The sequence below is a fragment of the Cyclobacterium sp. L-R genome (assembly GCF_056859355.1).
Genome location: NZ_JBSXOH010000013.1, coordinates 1 through 25,053 on the forward strand (window position 1 = coordinate 1; position 25,053 = coordinate 25,053).

The window sequence follows — 25,053 nt, forward strand, 5'->3', positions numbered from 1 at the left end:
AGACCGTTGAAGGCAATGCTGGATCTTTTGAGGTAAGTGCTGACTTGCTATTTGTACGGTGCAAAATTACCTCTTCTGAACCACAGCACAATCCTGTTGAAAACATGAAAAATCAACTGGCCTGGACCCAACCGGTAAGGCCGGAGTAGAATTGAAAGTACATTAAACCCGGATTATGTAATAGGATTTCTCCGTCATGACAATAGTCAGGGGTGAAGCCTGTCCCGTGTTTACGGGAAGTGTTACAATCGCAAGAAAATCAGGCTGTTTGGAGATTTTAGCATAGCACCGCTATGGTGAAATTCAAAACAGCAACGAAGTGGCTGATTTTGAAGCGATTTTAGCACGTAATAGATTGTCTATTGCATATTTCGGGTTTAACTCTCGTAAGATATTTAGAAATAAAAAAAACCTCTTTTTAGAGGTTTTTTTTATTTCTTTTGGGTTGGGTTATTTTATTTAAAAGCACCCTTAAAGCCTTCCATTAATTGATCTGCCTGAGTATCTACCATAAAGGAAAGGTTTACCTTATCCCAGCTAAAAGTTACTTTGGCAACTTTATTGTCCTCTGCTGAAATGGAATAGGAAAGTCTTTCTTGTGAGTCCATGGTTTTTTCAGGACTTACTTTGATGGCCACCGCATCATCACTTGCAAGCTCAGTTGAATTTACTTTTCCATCCTGAATATAAGCGTAGATAGCATTGCCTTTACTGTTGAGATGAATGGTCCAATCACCGGACTGTGCAGGTGTAATGAATACAGAGTATTTTCCAGGGTTTACTGTTTTGCCTGCAATTTTTACTGCCGTACTGAATTCAATGGTTGTTGGTGCATTTGCACCTGCTCTCCAAGGTGTGCCATAAGGAACTAGGTCACCGAATACAGTTCTACCTTTTACTGCAGGAGAAGAGTAATCAATACTAATCTTAGTGAAACCTACATTTTGTGACACAAAGCTGGAAGGGCTTGGTGCTGGTGTTTGAATTTGGGCTTGAGCTTGTGTAGTAGCTGCAAAGACGGTTAAAATGGAAAATGCCAGAGCAAGATAAAGATATTTCATGTTTTTCATAAAATTGGTTTTTTTGAGCGTTAAAAGGATGAAGATACAAAAGCCAAATGAAAATACAGCTTTTTTATTTAATGATTATTCTAACAATACTTGAACCAACCTTGTAATCTAAATTGGGAAACCTTTTATAATATTGTGATGTAATAGAAATATAGAGTGCTCAAGTGTTATTAATTAGTTAGTTTTATTTTTTGTGCTGAGCTTTTAATAATTAACTAAAATTTTCTTATAGACTCCAAATTCAAAGAGCTAAGGAAAAAGTTAAATTAAGATAGTTCCCTCTGGTTGGATCCCCAATATTTCAAGGGTTGAATTCATTGGTAATTGGAGATCTTTCCCATTGAGCTTAATTTTTCCTTAAATTTTAGGGTTCTGATAAAAGAGAAAAATATTGTTCGGTTGAAAAATTTTTCATAGAATCATTTCATAATTGTTAAAATAGAATTTAATTGATTAAATTTTAATCATAATTTTATAAAATGAAGAATTATTACAAATTTAAAATTTTATTTAATTGAATTTTTACTGATAAAAATGTTTTGGTTTGCACATTATAAAATGGTTTATTTAGAATATTTAAGTTACATTTATTAGTAAAGTCAGCTCATGTGGCTATGAAAAATGATTGAAATTAAATCTACTTTAGGTTTAACTGGTTGTTTTTAAGGTGGTTAAGCTTTGAGTTGTCCTAATAAACTAGTTGTTTAAGGAATAAATCACCTACCTAATGATCATTAACTGATTAGCATTAACGGTCCGCAGTAATTTAAAAATGAAATATTCACCTTCATATCAGGATTTAATAAATCAAATTACTGAGCTCAAAAAGCAAAATGAGCGTCTCCTATTGAATGCAAAATTAGATGGAGAAGAAGTTAAACATCAAAAAGCGATCCCAATTGAAATAGGAAAGGTAATAGAATCTCAGAAATTCTCCCATACTTTACTCAATAATATGGGGGATTCCGTTTTTGTAAAAGATGATAAAAGTAGGCTGGTCTTGGTTAATGATGCTTTTTGTGAAATGTTTAACCTTCCAAGAGAAGAAATAATTGGTAAAACACTGGCTGAAAATGTTCCACAAAATGAAAGAGAAAGTTTTTTAAAAATAGATTCAAAAGTTCTTGCTGATGGTATAGAGAATATTAATGAGGAAACTTTAACACTTAATGGAACAACAAGGATAATATCTACCAGGAAGTCACTATTTATAGATGCCAAAGGCGAAAAGTTTTTAGTAGGTGTGATTCGGGATATATCCGAACGAAAAAAAGCCGAAAATGCTTTAAAAGAAAGTGAAGAACGGTTTAGAGAACTCAATTCGACCAAAGATAAATTATTTTCCATCATAGCACATGATTTAAGAGGGCCATTTAATAATATAATAGGTGTATCAGCACTTCTGTCTAAAAATGAAATGTACTTAGAAGATGAACTATCGGGTAAATACATTAATATAATTAATTCAACGGCTAAAAGTACTCTTGCTTTACTTGATAATCTATTGAATTGGGCTAAATCTCAAACGGATGAGCTGCGTATTAGACCAGAAAAAATTATTTTTCCCCAAATCATTCATGAAATAGTTAGCCTTGAAAGACCTTTGGCCATGGCCAAAAATATTAGCCTCGAATTTAGGCCTACCAAAGAATTCATTTTTATTACAGATGGGAATATTTTAAAAACAGTGTTAAGAAACTTAATCTCTAATGCTATTAAATTTACTCATAGCGGCGGGAAAATAACAATTTTGACTAGAGTTAATCAAGAGAATGTTGAAATCACTATTGCTGATAATGGCGTTGGAATGAGCAAAGAAACCATGAAAGGTCTTTTTAATATATCCTCAAACGTTACTTTTTTAGGCACTCTTAATGAAAAGGGTTCTGGTTTAGGTCTGGTTCTTTCAAAAGAATTTGTAAAAAAACTTAATGGGAATATTGAGGTTGAAAGTGAAAAGGGAAAAGGGAGTAATTTTAAGATTAGTCTTCCTTTGAATAATTTTAATTAAGTACAGGGAAAATAGTCAATTGTTCCATTTTTGGGTATACTTTCTTACATACAGGGGGTTATTTCCTTAATTATTTATAAATTCATGCTTTGGATTTCAGGTTAAGATTGAACCCAATAAATAATTTTCAATGAAAGAACTCTACACTACTTCACTATTTTTTTTGCTGCTTTTTTCAACAAATAATTATGCTCAAACTAGCTTTTTAGAAAACTTAAATACTCCAATTATTCTCCAAGGCAACGATTCAGTAGCCTATAGAGATCCAGCCATTTTGTTTCATGAGAACATGTTCTATTTGTTTTATACAATAGTACAGTCTGAAGATGGTCTGATATATTCCTATACAGCTACGTGTAAATCCAGAGATTTAAAAAACTGGAGTCCTGGTAAAATTATTACGCCAAAAGGTCAGCATTTAAACTATTGTAGCCCTGGAAATGTAATCCGATTTAAAGATGAATGGATACTTAGCTTACAAACCTATCCTAGACCCGGATTAAGGGACAAAGATCCTGTATTGTATGGAACTGCTGACGCAAGGGTTTTTATTATGCGTAGCAAGGATCTAGAAAACTGGAGTGAACCTGAATTGTTAAAAGTAAAAGGTCCAAATGTAAAAGAAGCAGACATGGGTAGGATGATCGATCTCTATCTGGTGGAAGACAAAGATGAAAAAGGAAAATGGTGGAGCTTTTACAAACAAAAAGGCGTAAGCATGTCCTATAGCTATGATTTTAAAAACTGGACCTATTGTTGCCATACCAAATCCGGTGAAAATGTTACCGTTCTTACAGAAAATGAGAAGTATCTATTATTCCATTCTCCACATAATGGCATAGCCATTAAACGATCCTCTAATCTCAAAGACTGGGAGCATTGGGGAGATTTGATTGTCTTAGGTCAGGAGGATTGGGAATGGGCAAAAGGTAGGATTTCCGCAGGAACGGTCATTAACCTCACTAATAATCCAAAGGTGGGGAAATACCTTATGTTCTTTCATGGATCAGGTCCAAAGACGGAGGAGGAAGGAGATTTTGATAGAAATGCCTCTTTGGGTATAAGTTGGAGCAATGACCTGATTAACTGGGACTGGCCCGGGAAAGCTTCGAATTGAGGTTCTAGGTCAAAAGTATGGATGGAGATAGATAAGCTACTTTCTTATGTAGCTAACTTATCCTTGTCGATACCGATTTAACGATAATTTTAAGTTAAAAAAATGCAAGTATCAAGAAGAAAATTTTTCACAAAACTTGGATTAACAGGATTAACCGGATTGAGCTTTCCAAGACTTCTTTCTGCAATCAACTCCAAAGGAATGATACTAAATAATATAAAGGGGAAGGGCTTAAGCATCTTGTTCCAAGGGGACTCAATCACTGATGGTGCCCGAACTAGAAACCAAGATTGGAACCACATAATGGGGCATGGTTATGCCTACCTTGTTTCAAGTCGGCTTTGGTTTGATTACCCCAAGGAAGAATTGATGTTTTTCAATAGAGGTATTAGTGGAAATAAAGTTACGGACCTACTTGACCGATGGCAAGAAGACACTATTGACCTTAAGCCTGATGTGCTTAGTATTATGATTGGTGTAAATGATGTGGCTAGAATTATTTCAAAAGAGTATTCTATAGAAGAATGGGAGGTGAACTACAAAAAGCTGTTAAATAAAACAAGAAGCGAACTCCCAAATACTAGCCTTATCCTATGTGAACCTTTCTTATTAATTAATGATTGGCCAAAAGAAAAAGCAGTGGCTTGGGAGGCTATAATTTTCAAAATGCAAGTAATAGTTCGTCAGTTGGCCAAAAACTATAATACCATCCATGTGGAATTACAAGATCAGTTCAATTTGTCTCTTCAAAAAGCACCTGCCAAATATTGGGTTTGGGATGGTGTACATCCCATGCCCGCTGGTCATGAATTAATTGCCCGGATTTGGATAAAAGAAGCAAGGAAAAAGCTTGATTTTATAGGGAAGTAAAAGTAAACTTCATTTTTTGTAACCTCAGATCCCCCTCTTGGAAAGCCTTTATTTTTATATGGCCTGATTTTTTTATGAATTTTGCTCTTCTAAGTTGATAGAGCGGTAGTTTCTGCAGAAGAGGTGGATATGTTTACTCATTCGAAATATTCATTGAGTTGCAGAATAGGTATGTTTTCTTAACAAATAATGGCATTGGATTTAGGGAAATAAATATTCTTGGCACATGAAAAAGTAACTGATTTCTATTTGGCCATATAGGTCTTATCCCATTGTACTGAAACCTTTATAATTGATAAATATATTAGTAAATAATCATTTTCGTTTATTTTTTTTATTATTACTTTTATTTATGTTTATATGAAAAAACGAAATTAATCAATAGTTTTATGAAGGCATATCTTTTTCCCTTCCGATTTTGATTGCACTCAGGTATTAAACCCGGATTATGTAATAGGATTTCTCCGTCCTGACAATAGTCAGGGGTGAAGCCTGTCCCGTGTTTACGGGAAGTGTTGCAATCGCAAGAAAATCAGGCTGTTTGGAGATTTTAGCATAGCACCGCTATGGTGAAATTGAAAACAGCAACGAAGTGGCTGATTTTTAAGCGATTTCAGCACGTAATAGAGTGTCTATTGCATATTTTGGGTTTAATCTAATCTATTTAGATTTAAATATAGAAACTGGTCGGTAGGATCCTCTAGAGGTTTTTATTGACCAGTTTTTTTATGGTATTAGTAAAGTGATTATCCAAATAGAATCAATCAGATTCAGCCACTTTTTAATTTTTGAAAATATTTTTTTTTAACAAAGGTCTTAATAACCAACTAATTATTTGATTTTGACCGTTCTCAACCTGTTTATATAAGGAATAGGTCCATTTGAAGTGTACCTATTATTGCTCTATTTTACCCTAAATGTGCGTAAAAATTAATATTTATTGACTTATTGACTATTTAATATAATTTTTTTTGTTAAAACTCTGTGAAAGTTAAAATAAGTTAATTATTATTCGTAATATTTAGTATTGTAACGAAGAATAAGTTCATTATCATTGAACTTTACCTATTTAATTTATAGAAAGGATTGAGTAGCTGATTAGGGTATTTTTTAAATTACTAACAATTGAAAAGAGATTTCCATTCTTTAGGAATGAATAGCTTTCAAGGCTTTATATAGAATTAGTTGTAAAAAAAACGAATTAACTTAAAAGTAAACCCAATGAAACAACCCAGGATGGCCAGAAGAGATGACTCTGACTGAAAATCAATTAATGCAATACACCCAATAGCCAAGTTTTTGAAGGATTTACTTTCTTCAAAACCTACTTACAGATTTTATTCATTGCCCAGATAAAAACATAGTTTAGGTAGAATTCCATTGATTATCATGGTTTCATGTAAATGGATTATTGAGTATTGCTTTTAGCATCAATAGAAAGGTTTGTCTCTTTAAATAGTTGACTAGACCTTTTTAGTTTACTTCTTATTAGAAGTCCAGTGCTCATGTTTAATAAATACTTAAACTATTTTAAAAATGACAAAGTACCTATTGAGGAATTTCAATCTATATTCCCATCGCTGGTTATTGATTTTTTTCATTCTAATTATGGTCAACGCTAGTGCAATGGCTATAGATGGTTTTCCAAACGAGAATTCGCCAACTGCAAAACAAGTATTTGACATCAATGTTACAGGAACTGTATTAGATGAAAGTGGACAGCCAATTCCGGGTGCAACAATTTCTGTTCCAGGCACAACTATAGGTACTGCCACAGATTTGGATGGAAAATATTCCATTTCAGTTCCGGAAGGCGCATCGTTGGTGTTTTCATTTATTGGGTTTCAAACCCAAACAATAGCAGTAGCCAATCAAACAACAATAAACATTGTGCTTTTAGAAAATGCCCAGGCATTGGATGAGGTGATTGTGGTTGGATATGGAACAGCAAAAAAGTCAGAATTGACAAATGCTGTAGTCCAGGCTTCAGGAGAAGACATTAAAAAGTCTTCGGCTGTTTCCCTTTCCAATGCACTCTCAGGTAAACTGGCAGGCCTGTATGTTAACCAACGAAGCGCCATGCCCGGCTTTGATGATGCCCAAATCTTGATTAGGGGGTTCAACACCACCAGAGACAATTCTGCACTAATAGTAATTGATGGTGTTGCTAATGCTGACCCCGATGGGCTAAATCGGCTGGATCCAAATGATATAGAGTCTATCTCTGTCCTTAAGGATGCTTCAGCCGCAATTTATGGTGCTCAGTCTGCTGGTGGGGTAATTTTAGTGACTACTAAGCGGGGAAAATCGGGAAAACCAACCTTTAATTTTTCTACAAGCCATTTGTTCCAATCCCCAACTACTCGTGTTAGGACTTCCAATGTTTTTGATTACATCAATGTTTTAAATCAGAGCCGGGCATTGGATGGTACGGCACCGGATTTTCCAGATGAGTTAATTCAGGCTTTTAGAAATGGTGACAGAAGAGCAGAGGACTGGTGGGAAGCACTGGTAGATCCTCCAGCAGTGATTGGTCGACAATCCCTCACCATGAGAGGAGGTTCTGATAAAATCAGGTATTTTACTTCTCTGGGAACGGTTTCGCAAGGTGGAATTCTTAGAGCTGATGACATTACTAAATTGAAACAATACAATATAAGAGCAAATCTGGATGTAACCGTCACGGATGATTTGGAGGTAGGGCTAGATCTTTCCTTACGAGAAAAATTTACCAGGTCACCACAGGGAGGATCCGGAGCGATTGGCGCTTTTGCTTCCACTAGCCCACTACAAGAAGCATATATTGATGGAGATTACAGGTATCCGGGAGAAGGATGGTCCCATTTAAATCCGGCAGCCAGATTATTGAGCCCTGGCTATCGTAAGTATACCAATGATGTGATTAATGGAACCTTCAGATATGAATACAAAATCCCATTCCTTGAAGGGCTCAGCATTGATGGGTTTGCTTCCATTGTCAAGACATTTAATTACAATAAATCCTTTGACTTTGTTTGGGATTATTATGAGAAAAATTCTCAAGGGGAAATTGTCAAAAGAACATCTCGTACAGTAGAAGACATTGGCTTACGGGAAGATTTTAACCAAAGTTCAAGGATCACCCTTAATTCGAAAATCAAGTACCTAACAACCATAAATGAAGTGCATAAAATCAATGGCTTCGTAGCCTACGAGCAGATGTCCTATGAGGATAATTTTTTCTGGGCACAACGACTGGGTTATGACTCCCCACAAATTGATCAACTTTTTGCAGGAAGTGAAAACCGGAGCAACTGGAACAATAGTGGTGGGGCTGGACAGAGTTCAAGAAGAAACTATTTCGGTAGAGTAAGCTATGATTACGCCAGTAAATATTTATTGGGTTTTAATTTCAGGTATGATGGTTCTCCCATTTTCCCTAAAGAAACAAGGTGGGGCTTTTTCCCTGGCGTTTCTGCAGGTTGGGTAATCAGTAATGAATCCTTTGTTTCAGATGAGCTTTTTAGCAATATAAAGCTTAGGGCTTCCTGGGGTCAATTGGGAAATGACCGGGTTAACCCTTTTCAGTACATAGGAAGATTTGGCTATGGTACCGGCTGGGTAGTGGATGGAAATGATGTCCGTGGAATAGCGGCACTGACCACACCAAACCCAAATATAACTTGGGAAGTATCAGAAACCACAGATATAGGACTTGAACTTGCTTTTTTGGAAGACAAGGTAACTTTTGAAACTGACATTTACAAAACCAAGACAAGCAATATTCTAGGAGCGCGACAAGCCTCAATACCTCAATATACAGGTTTGGTGCTACCAGATGAAAACATAGGGGAGATGGAGAGCCAAGGCATAGAGTTTCAATTGGGCTACCGTCAGTATCTTGGGGAAGTAAGCTTTAGAGTAAGTGCCAATTATTCTTACAATGACAATAAGGTGATCTTTTTTGATGAAGTTCCACAAGCTGAACCTTATCAAAAGCAGGAGGGAAGACAGTTTGGCTCTGAACTGGTCTACAAAGCGATAGGAATATATAGGAATCAGTCAGATTTAGACAACAACATCAACTATCCCAATGCTTCTTTGGGAGGGTTAATCTTCGAAGATTTAAATAACGACAATGTTATCGATGGGAATGACAGGTACCGATACAATACGAATCCATTTCCTAAATCCCAATTTGGGCTGACTTTTGGTTTCGATTACAAGACTTTTGACCTTACATTTTTGTTACAAGGGCAGGATGGAGGAAAGTTTCGACTTGACAATGGGTTTGATTCTGGAGCCAATGGAAACGGACTTGAATATGTTGCTAACAACAGCTATGATTTAAACAATACGAATGCATTATTACCCAGAATAAGACCTGTTGGTTTTGCAGCCAATAACAATGATTTCTGGTATCATACTTCAACCTGGATACGTTTTAAATCTGCTGAATTGGGTTATAGCATACCTGATAAAATTTCGGAAAAAATCGGTATTTCCGGAGCCAGGCTTTACTTATCTGGCGAAAATTTATTCCTTATTTATAACAGTTTGGAAAAGTTTGGTGCAGGAGATCCGGAATTTCTTAGTGGTAAGGGAGGGATTTACCCTAATATGCGCTCTCTTGGATTTGGACTTAACCTAACTTTTTAAATATTATGAAAGATAACATATATAAAATCAATATGATTAAGAGGTTAGTTATTCTAATTGTTTCCGGCTTTATTTTCACTTCATGCAATGAAAATCTCTTGGAACGCCAGCCTTTAGATGCAATTTCAGAAGAAAACGTATTTACGGATCCGGTGTTCTTACAAAATTATGTTTACAATATTTACAACGGAATAAAACCCCACTGGAGTCCAGGAACAGGTGGGTATATTGGCATGACGGATATTGCTGCATCTGCACCCGATACACACAATAGATCAGGAGGAATAAGACAATACCTGGAAGGAAATATTAATTCTGATAATGTTACGCAACTTACCAATATTTGGGCGGAGGAATACGACTACATTAGGAGGGCAAACATATTTTTTGAAAAGGTAGAAGATTCTCAAATCGATGAGCAGGCATTGAATAGAATGAAAGGGGAAGTGCATTTTTTGAGAGCTTGGATGTATTTTGAGCTGATCCGCACATTTGGTGGTGTGCCAATAATAACCAATAGCTTTAGCTTGAGTGATGAATCCTTTGATGTCAGCAGAAATAGTTATGAAGAGTGTGCGAATTTTGTTTTGTCTGAAACTGAATTGGCTATAGAGCTACTGGATGGGTATTCACAGGAGCCTGGCAAAATTAGTAAAAATGCTGCCTTGGGATTAAAAGCCAGAATGCTGTTGTATATGGCGAGCCCTTTAAACAATCCATCCAATGACATCTCCAAGTGGCAGGCTGCTGCTACGGCCAATAAAGCGGTAATAGACGCTGGCTATACTTTGCATCCTACCCATGAAGATTTGTTCAAGCAACCAGTTAAAACAGATGAAACTATCTTTGGGCGCTCTTTTACTGCAGGATCTAGGATTCCTGACTGGGGCTACAACTATGATTTTTGGCCTAGTGGCTTCGACGCAAGGCAGAGAATAATGCCAACTCAAACTTTTATCAATATGTTTCAGATGGCCAATGGAGAGTATCCATACCTTCCGGATGGTACCACAGTAAATCCTGCATCCGGTTATGATGAGCAAGAACCCAACAAAGACAGGGATCCAAGGTATTACAGTTATATTCTTTATCCAGGGGCTGGTCCTGTCAACATTATTGATGGATCCAAAAGTACCGTGAGGTTGTACGAGTATTGGGAAGATGCCAATCCAAATCCTGATAATTTACCTCCTTACCAAAACCCCAACAAAGTGGATCCCAATAACAATCAGGAATTGTTTGACTTTGGTAGAGATTCTGAAACCTATTGGGTCAAAGGACTAACGCCGTTTCATTGGAGGGTTCAAACAGGCTATACTTTTAGAAAACTTCTGGATTTTAATGGTCCAAGGGCAAGTTTTGACTTCGATTATAACCAGTTGATGATATTTATGAGACTTCCTGAATTTTATTTGAATTATGCTGAAACCCAGATTGCTTTGGGAAATGAGGAAGTCGCCAGAGAATACATCAATAAAGTTAGGCGCAGGCCTTCCGTGAATATGCCTGATATTGCCAGTTCTGGTACTGAGCTGATAAGGGATTATAAAAACGAACGGGCTGTTGAGTTGCATCTTGAAGATATTCATTTTTGGGACTTGCTAAGGTGGAAAGATGCACCTGGAAAAATAGACTTGTTCCCAATAAGAGGTTTGAGTAAAGTTACCATGGATTGGACAAATGCTGAGGAAGGAGATTTGTTAGGGAAATTAAATTTCACGTATGGCCCAATAGATGAAGTGGATCCGAGATTTCCATGGCCTGGTGATTATTACTATTTGTTTCCAATTCCAAGAGAAGAAATTCAAAGAAGTAACAATAGCATTACTCAGAACCCTGGCTATGGTGAATAAAATTTAGTTAATTTTAATAGAATATAACCACAGATTCAAATCAAAAAATTACAGATTTGAATCTGAGGTTATTTTATAATTTCTGATTATTTATTTTATCGTTTATTATTCTACCTAAAATAGTCAATCGACTTTCTGTTTGTGATTTTAGTTGGGGTTAAAATAATATATATTCTAGGTTTGGTTAATATTGGAACAAGAATTAATAATGAGTAAAACAATTATAGGTACTTCCTTTTCCCCAATGCTAAATAGAAAATTTAAAACAGGTCAATTATTGTGTATCACCCTTGGCCTTTTAGTGTTATTCAGTTGTAACAATACGACGGTAAAAAAGGAGGCACATTTATTCAATCAATTATCAAGCAAGACATCAGGCATTGGTTTCCAAAATATTTTGACAGAGAATGATTCGGTAAATTATTTCAATTACATGTACATCTATATGGGAGGAGGAGTGGCCATTGGCGACTTGAATAACGATGGCCTACAAGATGTTTATTTTACCGGTAATATGGTAGAAAACAAGCTTTACCTGAACAAAGGAAGCATGCAATTTGAAGACATAACCGAAGAGGCAGGAGTGGGAGGAGATGCCAGATGGGCAACAGGTGTGACCATGGGGGATGCCAATCAAGATGGCTGGCTTGACATTTATGTAAGTGTTTCGGGAAAATGGGAAACGACCAAAAACCTCCTTTATATCAATGATGCAAATGAGGGAGGGGTACCGACTTTTACAGAGTCAGCAGAAGCCTATGGCTTAGCAGACGAAGGAAATAGTACACAGGCTGTCTTTTTTGATTACGACATGGATGGTGACATGGACCTTTATGTGATAAATTATCCAATAGTTTCCTCTAGGACCAATATATTGGAGTTTTTAAGTTATAGGGACCTGGCCCCTTATCATCGCAGCGACAGGTTATACAAAAATGAAGGCAACCAGAAGTTTACGGATGTTACGATTGCTTCAGGATTGGCCAAATATGGCTTATCACTTGGCGTTTCAGTAGCTGATTTTAACCAGGACAATTGGCCGGATATTTATGTTTCAAATGATTTTAGCACTCCGGATTATTTTTTAATCAATAACAAGGACGGAACATTCACCGATGAAAACCTGAACCTTACCAACCATACCTCCTATTTTGGGATGGGGCTTGATGTTGGGGATTTCAATAATGATGGTTTATTGGATATTTATCAGGTTGACATGATGCCTAAAAATTACCGTAGAGCCAAGGAAAATATGGACAGCATGGATCCGGAGCGGTTTTATAATATTGTGGACAATGATATGCACCATCAATATTCTATAAACACCTTACAAATGAACCTGGGGAATAATCCTTTGGGCTTGCCATTTTTTGCAGACATTGCCAAGTTTACAGGTTTAAGTGCTACAGATTGGAGCTGGGCTTCGCTGTTTGCAGATTTTGATAACGACGGTTGGAAAGATGTTTATGTTACCAACGGGGTTAGGAGAGACATCAACAATAGCGATTATTTCAGAAGTGATGAAGTGAAGAATTTTGAATCGGAAAATACCCTGAAACTAACATTGGAAATCCCCTCTGAAAAAATTGACAATTTTGCTTTTAAAAACAATGGAGATCTCACTTTTACAGATGTCTCTAAAGAATGGGGAATCAATTTTAATGGCTTTTCAAATGGTGTTGCCTATGCTGATCTTGACAATGATGGAGACCTGGACCTTGTTGTAAATAACCTGGATGATAAAAGTGCATTGTATGAAAACACTGCAAGTGATCAGGACTTAAACAATTATTTAAGAATAAAATTGAAAGGTCCAGAAGGGAATGCCTTTGGCATTGGCTGTAAAATATGGATTGAGGATGGATCGGAAATGCAGTTTCAGGAAATGTCTATGACACGAGGCTTTCAATCTTCCGTCGAACCTATTGTTCATTTTGGTGTAGGGAAGAAAGAAAATATTGCGAGGTTAAAGGTTTTATGGCCGGATGGGAAAGTACAGGTGATAGAAAATCAACCAGTTAATCAGGTACTTGAGCTGGCCCACCAAAATGCCCGTCAAAGCGGTGAACTTCAAGTTGAAAATCAGCCGAAGTATTTCAAAGACATTACCAAGGAAGTGTTGCTAGACCATAAACATGAAGAAAATAAATTCAATGACTTCCAATACCAGGTATTGCTTCCTCATAAAATATCAGAATACGGTCCTGCTTTGGCTGTAGCTGATATAGACAATGATGGTTTGGATGATTTTTATATTGGAGGGGCACACAATTTTGCAGGAAAGCTGTACCGTCAAAATGTTGACGGCACTTTCTCAGAAGTGTCTGAAGATCTTTGGAAGGCAGATAAAATGCAGGAAGATACAGGAGCTGTTTTTTTTGATGCCAATGGGGATGGACTATTGGATTTGTATGTCGTATGCGGAGGGAATGAGTACAGGGCAGGAGATCCGTATTATCAAGATAAATTTTACCAAAATAAAGGGGATGGTGTATTTGAGAAAATGGCACAAGCGCTCCCGGAAATGCGTGCAAGTAGTGCTGTGGTGGAACAAGCTGACTACGACAATGATGGTGACTTGGATTTATTCGTCGGAGGAAGGGTTAGTCCACGAGCCTATCCGAACGCGCCAAAAAGTTATATTCTGAGAAATGAAAGCAGTTTATCCACGGTAAAATTCATTGATGTAACGGAGGAGATAGCACCAGCTTTAGATGATTTGGGAATGGTCACACAGGCCAAATGGATAAATCTCGATGGGGACGCATTTAAGGACCTGATGTTAGTAGGTGAATGGATGGGGATTACCTATTTAAAAAATAAGGAAGGTAAATTTATCGACCAAAGCGAAGCAATGGGAATTGGTGAAGCCACAGGTTGGTGGTCTGGATTAGTGATGGATGATTTTGACAAAGATGGTCTGGATGATTTTATTGTAGGGAATTTAGGGAAAAATTATAAATACCAGGCTTCAGAAGAATCCCCATTTAGCTTATTTGCCTACGACTATGACAATAATGAGCAACAAGATCTGGTGCTAAGTTATGTGGATAAAGAACAAGGTATAAATGTGCCTGTCAGAGGCAGAGAGTGTTCTTCACAACAGATACCTGCAATAAAGGCAAAATTTAAAGATTACCACTCTTATGCAACGGCTAGTTTGGAAGACATATATACGACAGATCATTTAGAAAAATCTACCCATTATCAGGTGAAAAGCTTTGCCCATTATTATATGAAAAACTTGGGGGATGGACGCTTTAAATTATCAATGTTAGACAATTTTGCTCAGTTGGCTTCTATAAATGCCATGGTGCCCATGGATGTGAATAAGGATGGGAATTTAGATGTTGTGTTTGCTGGAAATCTATATGGGTCGGAAGTTGAAACTCCTAGAAATGATGCTTCATATGGTGGACTTTTGTTGGGAGATGGGAGGGGAGATTTTAAAAGCCAAATGCCTTATGAAAGCGGTTTATTTGTAAAAGGAGAAGTGAAAGATGCACAGAAAATTACATTGGCTGGAGGGGCAGAAGGGATTCTTTTTGCAAAAAATAACGGTTATCTTCAACTAATTAAAGTAAACCCCTAAACAGATCTTATCCCAAATGTATATTAGTAAAGCTATTACATAAATTGTTTGTAGATACAAATTGAAGAGATGGATGTGCAAATCTAAAGTTTCGAACTTATACCCTTTTAGTTACACCAAAATAGGTATGATTAAGGATTTTCCTGTGCTGACAATTCTTTGTTTACTCTTTTTATTAGGGTTAGCGGCATGTAGTCAATCCAAGCATGAAAATGACAACCATGCGCAAACCAACGCCTTGGTAAATGAAACTAGCCCATATTTATTACAGCATGCTCACAACCCCGTAGACTGGGTTCCTTGGAGCGAAAAGGCATTAAGTATAGCAGAAGAACAAGACAAACTTGTAATTGTAAGCATTGGTTATTCCTCTTGCCATTGGTGCCATGTGATGGAGAAGGAAAGTTTTGAGAATGAAGAAATCGCAGCATTTATGAACGAAAACTTCATTAACATTAAAGTAGACAGAGAGGAAAGACCAGATGTGGACATGGTGTACATGACAGCACTTCAATTGATGAAGGGGAGCGGAGGATGGCCGCTAAATGTGGTCACTTTGCCGAATGGAAAACCATTGTATGCTGGCACTTATCATAGCAGAGAGGAATGGCAGGAGGTATTGACGCAGGTAAGGGATTTCTATCTAGAGAACCCAGCCAAGGCAAGTGAATATGCAGAAAGGGTTGCCAATGGGGTAAAGGAGGCAAATCAGATCCAAGTAGTGCATGATCAAGAAGAATTACCTAAGGAGATAGCAAAGGACATTGTGAAGCAATGGAGGCCTTTGTGGGACACTGTCCATGGAGGGGATCAGGGGCAGCAAAAGTTTATGATGCCTTCCAACCTTGATTTTTTAATGAATTATATTGCATTGGAAGGAGATGAAGAAGCCAAGGTACATATAAAAAAATCGCTAGATAAAATGGCTATGGGTGGGATCTATGACCAGATAGGGGGAGGATTCTTCCGATACAGTACGGATGAGGAATGGAAATATCCACATTTTGAAAAAATGCTTTACGACAATGCTCAAATGATAAGTATTTATTCAAAAGCCTTTCAAATATTTAAAAGCCCGCTCTATAAGGAGGTAGTTATAACCACTATTGATTTTCTGGAAAGAGAAATGAAAGATGAAGCTGGCGGATATTTTGCGGCATTGAATGCAGATACGGATGGGGAAGAAGGTAAATATTATATTTGGAATCAGGAGGAGCTAGCCCAAACCCTCGGAGAGGACTATCCCCTATTTTTCTCTTATTATGCCATTAATCCAAAAGATGTAGGAGAAAATGGAAATTTGGTATTGTACCGTCATGAAAGTGATTCGCTATTTTCGGAAGGCAATGGACTGACTAAAAATGATTTAAATGTTCTAAAAAATCGATGGAAAACATTATTGCTGGAAAAAAGGGCGCAAAGAACCAAACCCGATATTGACGATAAAATTATCACTTCCTGGAATGCTTTACTAATTAATGGCTATTTAGACGCTTACTTCGCTTTTGAAGACCATCGTTATTTAGCACGTGCCATTGAAGTTTTTCACTTTATCAATAAAAACTCTTTAGAGAACCTGCAACTGATACATTCTTACAAAAAAGGAGGTCGTAAATTAGAAGGTTTTTTGGAGGATTATTCCTTTATGGTAAATGCTTTAATAAAATTATACAGCGCTACCATGGATACTAGTTACCTGGAAAAAGCTGAAGCGCTGCACAAAGAGGCCAATCAGCTTTTTGAGGATGAAGCCTCAGGTTTATACCGTTATAATCAAAACAATGTACTTATTTCAACACTGATAAACACCCATGACGGAGTCATGCCTTCACCAAATGCTGTAATGGCTGAAAATGGCTTTTTGCTTGGTCATTTATTATATGAACCTAAACTTATAAAAAAGTCAAAGAATATGAGCTCTACCATATTGCCCCTGACAACGGAGAATCCATCAGGTTATGGTAGGTGGAACAATCTTTTGATGAATCATACCTATCCATTCTACGAAATAGCTGTAGTTGGGGAAAATGCAAAGAATTTGTTATCCTCTCTTCAAAAAGCCCACTTGCCCAATACTTTGGTGGTGGCTAGTCCTTCAGAAAGTTCACTGCCCTTGTTCTTAAATAGGTATGTAGATAAGGAAACCTATATTTATGTTTGTCAAAACAATACCTGTAATTTGCCTGAAACAGCTCCTGAAATTGTGATAAACCAATTGAAAATACACTAGTATATTAGGGAATTAATTAACAATCTGATTTGTGGCATTTGATTCTAAATTGATAGCAAGTTTTTTGGTTGATTAGGGTTAAATCACTAGTGATCCAATTGGAAAAGTTTTAATATCTCCTATTAAATAAATCGCGGAAAATGAATTTTAGCAAAAAAATATTTGATCTGGTTTTTGACTTTAGAAAGTTTGAATTCTCCGGTATTTTTTTGCTTTTAATGGCATTTAGTTTACTTATGACAGCATGTGCAGTTTATAAAGTGAAAATCAAATTAGCACCTCCTTCCATAAGTGAAATAAAATATTCTGTTTCAGAAGCAGCGGATTGGAACGATCTGTTTATACGCAATAATGGATGGTTTGGCGGAGATGGAATTTTCACCCTTTCACTAGACGGTTTGGACAGCGTCAATACTGCTGCCGAAAGCCAAACACTTGTGTTATTTAGTGATAGTTTAATAGGCGAAATCAAGGATGGAAAAGTTGATTCAACCTTTCAGATGATCAACAATTCTGTGGCGATAATCAAAGGAGCAGCGCCATTGGACACTGCGGTATCTTTTCATTGGGACGAAGATGAAAATGGAATGCCCAGGTCTATTTTTATACCCAATACAGTTGCTTCAAAACCTGGAGAATATTTCTGGCTCGGAGATGGTTTTGTTAATGATGAAAAGAGAAATGATATTTATCTTTTTGGGTACCGGATCCAAACAACAGATGCTGAAGTTTTCCCATTCAAGGAAGTTGGAAATGTATTAATTGTTATTCCTGAGGGGAGTAAGCCTCCTTTTTCCGATCATCGGCAAATTGACACTCCTTTTTATATGGAAGGGAGTCCTGAGGCCACAGGTTCTTTCGGTGCAGGAGTTTTGGTGAATACCCACAGTTCTGGAGCAGTTAATCCTGATGGCTTTGTGTACATATATGGTGTTAAAGGCGTAAAAAAAGAAGTTCTGGTGGCCAGAGTAAGACCTAAAGACATTGAGAAATTCGCTTCATGGAGGTTTTGGGATGGAGTCGATTGGCAAAAAGAAATGCTAAAGGCGAGTCCTATCGCTGACCGTGCCTCCAATGAGCTAAGTGTTACGCCTTTAAAAGATGGAAGGTACGCTATGGTTTTTCAAAAAGATGCCATTGGGACTGAAGTTGGGTTGAGGTTGGGCTTGTCTCCTGTAGGCCCTTTTGGACCTATTATACCTGTTTGGGATGCTGCAGATGACCTTAAAGATGGTATCCAATTGATTAGTTACAATGCCAAAGCCCATCCCCATTTGTCCCGACAAAATGAGTTGTTAATAAGTTATAACATCAATTCATTTGATTTTTTTCCAGCAATTAAAAAACAGCCGCACCTTTACCGACCACGATTTATTCGGTTAAAATTTGAATAAGCCAGAATTTTGATGGGTGCAATGAAAAATCCTAACTTCATTTCACCTAACCCTAAAGGGGCTGAGTTCAATTTTTTAACCTAATCAAAGATTACTAATTACTTAAACAAAACTCTTCAAATAATATTAATAGTACAATAGCTTAAATTTTTTTAACAATACGTAGTGTTAATAAGTAATTAGGTGAATATTTCTTTTAGTTTTTAGCAAAATAATTAAAATATACATTGAAATGTAGTTTTATTGTTTTAAATTTAATAGGATTCAGGAAGGTGAATTTATATCAATTTCATTATTTAGACCACTTATTATTGTAAGCTAATGTTTTAAGAAAATTGTAGGTAGTTTATATTCCCATATTCCGAATACTTATATTTTGTGTAATAGTATTAAATTAAGATTTAGTTTTATTTTAATATACAAAAGTAGAAAATCAACAATTGGTATCGAAAATTGATTTGTGTCTGAGAGGGCTTGTTTGGGAAAGTACTGGTGTTGACTTGCATTTTCGTTTTGGATTTAAGGTAGGAATTCTGGGTTTTAAAGCAAGACCAACAATTTCAGCGAGAAAGCAAGTCCAAATTGATAGGTAGGAATTTTGGGTGAACAATGGGCTTTCCTTGTCACATAATTTTTTTGTTAACTGAAATAGAGAAATACGTCATTATATAAAATTTGATACCTCCAATTAAAATTAATTGGTTGAGTTATGGTGTGTGAAATCTCGGTTCAACCCGGATCATTTAATAGAATTTCTTCGCTCTGACGATAGTCAGGGGTGATGTCTGTCCCGTGTTTATGGGAAGTGTTGCAATCGCAAGAAGATCAGACTGTTTTGAGATTTTAGCATAACACCGCTATGGTGAAATTGAAAACAGCAACGATTGGGTATTCTGAAGCGATTTCAGCTCGTAATAGATTGCCTATTGCCTATTTCTGATTTACCCAAACCTCAATTGTATGAAAAAGACAAATACAAGTTAGCCAGATTTCAAATGGATCTAATATGGATATGAAAGCGTGGCAGCATTTCCTGTTTCTAATTTCAGGATTGCGTAATTCGAAGGTGTCCAATTTTCCATTTGAGCTTTTGAATTCACTTAATTAATAACCCAAAATTAACCTTTCGTATGAAAAAAGTACTACTTAGGCTGTTCTATGCCTTATTGATTCCCTTGATAATAGGTTCTCAATTATTCGCCCATCCAGGATCATCTGGAATTGAAATAGCAAATAATAATTTTAAAGAAGCGAATGCTGACATTTCGTTTCCACTTATCAACCCCACAATTAGTGCCACGAAAAATTACCTAGTGCTTTTTGATAATGTGCTGCCAGCATCCTCTAAAGAAGAAAAGGCCTTTCGGTTAATTGACAATTTGAGGATTGAAAAAAAGGTAGACAAAGCCTTCAAAAAGATTATTGGTCAGGTGAAGGATTCGAACGGTGAACCAATTCCGGGAGTCACCATCACTGTTCTTGGCACCAATGTGGGTACAGTCACCGATCTAGAAGGGAAGTATTCGATTGATGTTGAAGAGGGGGGTACATTGGTTTTTTCCTTTATCGGTTTTAAATCCCAAAATGTACTACTTACAAATCAGTCCATTATCGATTTGATTTTGGAAGAAGATATGGCTAATCTTGATGAAGTGATAGTAGTAGGATATGGCACCCAGAAAAAAGCCAATATGACAGGTGCTGTTGCTACAGTGGGAGGGGACGAAATCATCAAAAGGCCATTAAATAATGTAGCCGGTTTGCTACAAGGAAAAGTATCAGGCCTACAAGTTTCTTCCCATTCGGGTAAACCAGGAAGTGAGAACAATGCCTTGAGAATAAGAGGTTTGGGAACTTTTAGTGCCGCAGGAAGTGAGCCGCTTGTTTTGATCAATGGCATTGCGGGTGATATGACAAATATTGACCCGAATGATATTGAATCCATTTCAGTTCTAAAAGATGCCGCTTCCAGTGCGATCTATGGAGCGAGGGCTGCCAATGGGGTGATTTTAATTACTACAAAAAGGGGTAGTGCTGGAGAATTGTCTGTAGAAATCCATAGCAATGTGCAGGCGCATACTGCTACCAGATTGCCTGAGTTACTAAGTAATTCTGCCGACTATATGATGTATTGGAACCAAGGTAGAGCACGAAGTGGTCAAACCCCATATTTTACGCAACAGGAAATTGATGCTTTCAGAAACAATCCCAATGACCCTATAAATTACCCCAATTTTGACTGGGTGGACCATTCATTTAATTCTGCTGTTGCCCAAATGCATTCTGTCAGAATAAGTGGAGGTAATGAAAAAACATCCGTTGGACTTTCGCTAGGTTACTTTGACCAGCCTGGAATTACCAGTCTTTATGAGTTTAAGAAATACAATGCCAGGTTAACTGTCGACACCAAAATAAACGATTGGTTAAAGGTTGGAGGTGACATTCAGCTGGTCAATAAAGACATACAGCGTAGTAATTGGGACAATGGAAACGTGGATTACCAGGTCTTGGCAATTTATGGTGCAGCACCTAATTACACGCCTACAATGACCTTAGCAGATGGTTCTACAGGATATGTGGCCAGGTACAGTTCAAATATAGGAGAGTGGACCGTACGGAACCCGGATGCGCAAAATGTTAGTGGCATTCAGACAGATATTAATATGAACGTTTTGCCTCAGTTTTATGCAGAGATCACACCTGTGAAAAACCTGACATGGTATACTAAAGGAGCCGTAACCTATGATTCCAGGGCATATAAAAATCATGAAAACCCTGTAGACAATTATTTCTTTAAGGATGGGGCATATGCACACAATAATTCCACCTGGCAATTGGGGGTGAGGGAAAATTGGTACTCAAGCATGTGGACTACCTTATACTCTACTTTGAATTATAAAAAAATTTTTAACGATGTTCACAATGTCAATATACTAGGAGGTTACAATCAGGAATACAACCTAAGTAGGCAATTGAGAGGTAGCAGGGTTCATTTTCCTACCAATGATCTTAAAGAGTTGGATGCCGGAGCGCCTCTGGATCAAAGTACGGGAGGAAGTTCAAGTGAGTGGAGCATAATGTCCTTTTTTGGAAGGGCAATGTATGATTATAAAGAAAAATACCTGGTAGAAGCCAATGCCAGGTATGATGGTACCTCCCGAATTACACAGAAAAATAGATGGGGATTCTTTCCATCTGTTTCTGCTGGATGGAGAATTTCTCAAGAGCCTTTTTTAATGCAAAGTGACTGGGTGGAGAATTTTAAGATCAGGGCTTCTTGGGGCCAGTTGGGAAATCAGAATATTGGTCTTTATCCTTATCAAGAAGTTTTGTCAACCACCTCCTATGCCTTTAATACAGCCTATCCAGGCGCAGTTTTAAATCGTTTGGTGGATCCATCCCTACGCTGGGAGACCACTACGATGACAGATATTGGTTTTGATTTGACTTTAAAGGAAGGATTGATTCATGTTACCTTTGATTGGTTTGATAAGGTCACAGATGATATTTTGTACAATGTGCCTATTCCTGCTAGTGTTGGGCTTTCTCCTCCTACGGTAAACTACGGTAAAATGAGAAATACCGGCATCGAGGTAGAACTTGGGTCTAGAAAACAATTTGGAGATTTCAGTTACGACCTGAGTGTTAATTTCTCGACGTATAAAAATGAAGTATTAAGAATATTGTCTCCTGTGTATGGGAATTATACCATTCAGGAAGGCCTGCCTTTTAACTCTCACTACATGGTGGAATGGATAGGAATATTCCAAAATGAGGAAGAAATTGCCAATAGCCCTACACATCAGTTTAATCCAAAACCTGGGGATTTGAAATTTAAAGACCAAAACAATGATGGCGTTATCAATGCAGAAGACCGAGTAGTGATGGATGGGGCTTATCCTAAATTCTATTACGGAACCTCTATTAATTTATCCTGGAAAAATTTTGATTTAAATGCATTCTTTCAAGGAGTAGAAGGTTACAAGCAAAGTACTCAGGGATTGACTTGGGGATTGGTTCCTTATATTCAGGGATCTCCTCCTCCCATAGATTTTATTAACAATATGTGGACCGGGGAAGGCTCAACCAATGCTCATCCTGCCATGTATATTTCAGGATATGCTCCTGTGACAGGGACTAGGAATTCCTACTGGTTGTTGGATGCCTCATATCTCAGACTAAAAAACCTCGCTGTGGGCTATAATTTACCTTCTAGCTTATTGCAGGGAATAGGGCTAGAATTTGCCAGGCTTTATATATCTGGAGACAACTTGTTTACCATTACGGATTGGCCAGGTTCCGACCCTGAGAGGGCCAATACCAATTGGTTTCAAGCCTACCCTCAGATTACCAGTTATACTTTAGGATTAAAAGTCAAACTTTAATAAACCTTATCAACATGAAAAAGATAATCAAAAATCATATTAAGGCCTTATTGTTTGTAAGTGTTTCTTTGGCCTTTTACTCCTGTGCGGAGTTTCTAGATAGAAATCCAACCACTGAAATATCAGGCCCAACCTTTTGGAAAACGCAGAATGATGCTGACATGGCCTTAGCGGGTTGTTATTCTAGATTGAATGTCAATAGCTTCAATTATGAAGGGATTTACTCACTTGATATCATGGCAGGGGATGCCAATGAAGGAGGCCAGAGTCTAGGAGCATCCTCTACAGGTACTTTTGCCATGGGAATAATGGAGTCCACCTCAGGCGGGCTGTTGGCCAATATATACAATGATTGCTACAGGGGAATAGCTTCTTGCAATTATTTTCTGGACAATATTGATAGGGTAGATATGCCGCCTTCCACAGTCACCAGATACAAAGGAGAAGTTCGGTTTCTCAGGGCCTTGTTTTATTTCAATCTGGCTGACTTTTATGGGGGAGTCCCTTTGTATACCAGCCCAGTATCAGCTGAAGAAGCGAAAGTTAAACAAAGTTCCTATGATCAGGTAATAGATCAGGTAATTACAGATTTGGATTTCGCTATCGAAAATCTTCCTAATACGGATTACAGTACAGGTGGTCATGCAGTTAAAGGAACAGCTTTGTCATTAAAAAGCAGGGTATTGTTGCACCAAAACGATTGGTCAGCAGCAGCAGCTGCTGCCAAACAAGTGATGGATGATGGACAATTCTCATTGTATCAGGGGAAATGGGGAGACATGTTCATTTCCAAAGGCCAGAATAACAATGAAGAGGTGATTTTTTCTACCAGGTACCTAAATCCTGACAATTCCAGCCAGCAGGATATAAGAATATTATGGCATGGCATATGGAACCCCAGACAAGAGTTGAGGAATGCATTTGAATGCGTTGATGGTTTACCCATCTCAGAATCTCCGCTTTATGATGCTGACAATTGGAAAGAAAACAGGGATCCCCGATTGGGACAGACCATGCGAAATTTTCTGGATCCTGCAGTAAAGGAATCTGGGGAGGTCGTTGAGTTTGCATACAATGGTGTTTCCATGACAGGTTTGATGCCTGCCAAGGGAGGGGATATTGAAACCCTCCCGATTGATTATTCTACCAAAAGTGATCATGACGTGATCCTTATCCGCTTTGCAGAAGTATTGATGAATTATGCTGAAGCTACCAATGAAATAAATGGACCAACTCCCGAAGTTTATGAAGCTGTGAATAGGGTGAGAATGAGAGAAGGTGTGAATATGCCACCCTTACCAAGCGGACTTAGCAAAGAAGAAATGCGGGAGAGAATAAGGAACGAAAGAAGAGTGGAATTTGCTTTTGAAGGTATGAGGTACCGGGACATTAAAAGGTGGAAAACAGCAGAGGTGTATATTCCTACTTTGGTGGAACCATCGTCTCAATTAAATAGAAGTTTTGACCCAAACAAACATTATTTATTTCCATTTCCACAATCAGAAATTGACATCAATCCAGAATTGGTGCAAAACCCTGGGTATTGATTAGGGATGACATGGACTTAGGATAAAAACAAGCTTTATTCAATCAAAATGTTTTGGTTAATCTTGGAAAAAGACTGCATCTTACAAAAGGGGGCTGGCCAGTTTCAGGCCCCTTTTTAAGGTTTATTTCCGAAAGGTGTAGTATGATAAAATCCGATAAATAAGCCTTTAAACCCGGATTATGCAATAGAATTTCTCCGTCCTAACAATAGTCAGGGGTGAAGCCTGTCCCGTGTTTACGGGAAGTGTTGCAATCGCAAGAAAATCAGGCTGTTTGGAGATTTTAGCATAGCACCGCTATGGTGAAATTGAAAACAGCAACAAAGTGGCTGATTTTAAAGCGATT

At 37.5% G+C, this 25,053-nt stretch carries 11 protein-coding genes; 10 read left to right on the forward strand and 1 reads right to left on the reverse strand.

Annotated elements, in window-relative coordinates; genetic code table 11:
- Positions 1–455: 455 nt before the first annotated feature.
- Entirely contained in the window at positions 456–1,070 is a 615-nt protein-coding gene (locus AC13EX_RS00675) for a DUF2911 domain-containing protein (protein WP_482891151.1), read from the reverse strand.
- A 772-nt stretch (positions 1,071–1,842) separates the two neighbouring features.
- On the opposite strand from AC13EX_RS00675, the gene AC13EX_RS00680 reads away from it, so the two are divergent.
- The 10 genes from AC13EX_RS00680 to AC13EX_RS00725 all read left to right on the forward strand — a co-directional run bounded on the left by AC13EX_RS00680 (position 1,843) and on the right by AC13EX_RS00725 (position 24,707).
- Complete coding sequence (locus tag AC13EX_RS00680; RefSeq protein ID WP_482891152.1) at positions 1,843–3,081, forward strand: PAS domain-containing sensor histidine kinase; 1,239 nt, start codon at positions 1,843–1,845, stop codon at positions 3,079–3,081.
- Between the two features lie 130 nt (positions 3,082–3,211).
- Positions 3,212–4,198 carry a hypothetical protein gene (locus AC13EX_RS00685; protein ID WP_482891153.1) on the forward strand — a complete coding sequence of 329 codons (987 nt, stop codon included), beginning with the start codon at positions 3,212–3,214 and terminating at the stop codon, positions 4,196–4,198.
- A gap of 102 nt (positions 4,199–4,300) precedes the next feature.
- A complete protein-coding gene (locus tag AC13EX_RS00690) occupies positions 4,301–5,068 on the forward strand; it encodes an SGNH/GDSL hydrolase family protein (protein WP_482891154.1) in 768 nt (255 codons plus the stop codon).
- Positions 5,069–6,604: 1,536 nt separating this feature from the next.
- The gene (locus AC13EX_RS00695; RefSeq protein ID WP_482891155.1) at positions 6,605–9,706 is read left to right on the forward strand and encodes a SusC/RagA family TonB-linked outer membrane protein; all 3,102 of its coding nucleotides are present in this window, start codon (positions 6,605–6,607) and stop codon (positions 9,704–9,706) included.
- A 5-nt stretch (positions 9,707–9,711) separates the two neighbouring features.
- Positions 9,712–11,559 carry a RagB/SusD family nutrient uptake outer membrane protein gene (locus tag AC13EX_RS00700; protein WP_048643206.1) on the forward strand — a complete coding sequence of 616 codons (1,848 nt, stop codon included), beginning with the start codon at positions 9,712–9,714 and terminating at the stop codon, positions 11,557–11,559.
- 208 nt (positions 11,560–11,767) lie between these two features.
- Complete coding sequence (locus AC13EX_RS00705) at positions 11,768–15,151, forward strand: VCBS repeat-containing protein (protein ID WP_482891156.1); 3,384 nt, start codon at positions 11,768–11,770, stop codon at positions 15,149–15,151.
- A gap of 127 nt (positions 15,152–15,278) precedes the next feature.
- Positions 15,279–17,381 (forward strand): thioredoxin domain-containing protein, encoded by a 2,103-nt coding sequence (locus AC13EX_RS00710; RefSeq protein ID WP_048643207.1) that lies wholly within the window; start codon positions 15,279–15,281, stop codon positions 17,379–17,381.
- A gap of 140 nt (positions 17,382–17,521) precedes the next feature.
- The gene (locus AC13EX_RS00715) at positions 17,522–18,775 is read left to right on the forward strand and encodes a DUF4185 domain-containing protein (RefSeq protein WP_053086707.1); all 1,254 of its coding nucleotides are present in this window, start codon (positions 17,522–17,524) and stop codon (positions 18,773–18,775) included.
- A gap of 1,130 nt (positions 18,776–19,905) precedes the next feature.
- On the forward strand, positions 19,906–23,160 hold the full coding sequence (locus tag AC13EX_RS00720) for a SusC/RagA family TonB-linked outer membrane protein (RefSeq protein WP_048643208.1): 3,255 nt from the start codon (positions 19,906–19,908) through the stop codon (positions 23,158–23,160).
- Positions 23,161–23,174: 14 nt separating this feature from the next.
- Positions 23,175–24,707, forward strand: a complete 1,533-nt coding sequence (locus tag AC13EX_RS00725; RefSeq protein WP_339717926.1) for a RagB/SusD family nutrient uptake outer membrane protein — start codon at positions 23,175–23,177, stop codon at positions 24,705–24,707.
- Positions 24,708–25,053: the final 346 nt, after the last annotated feature.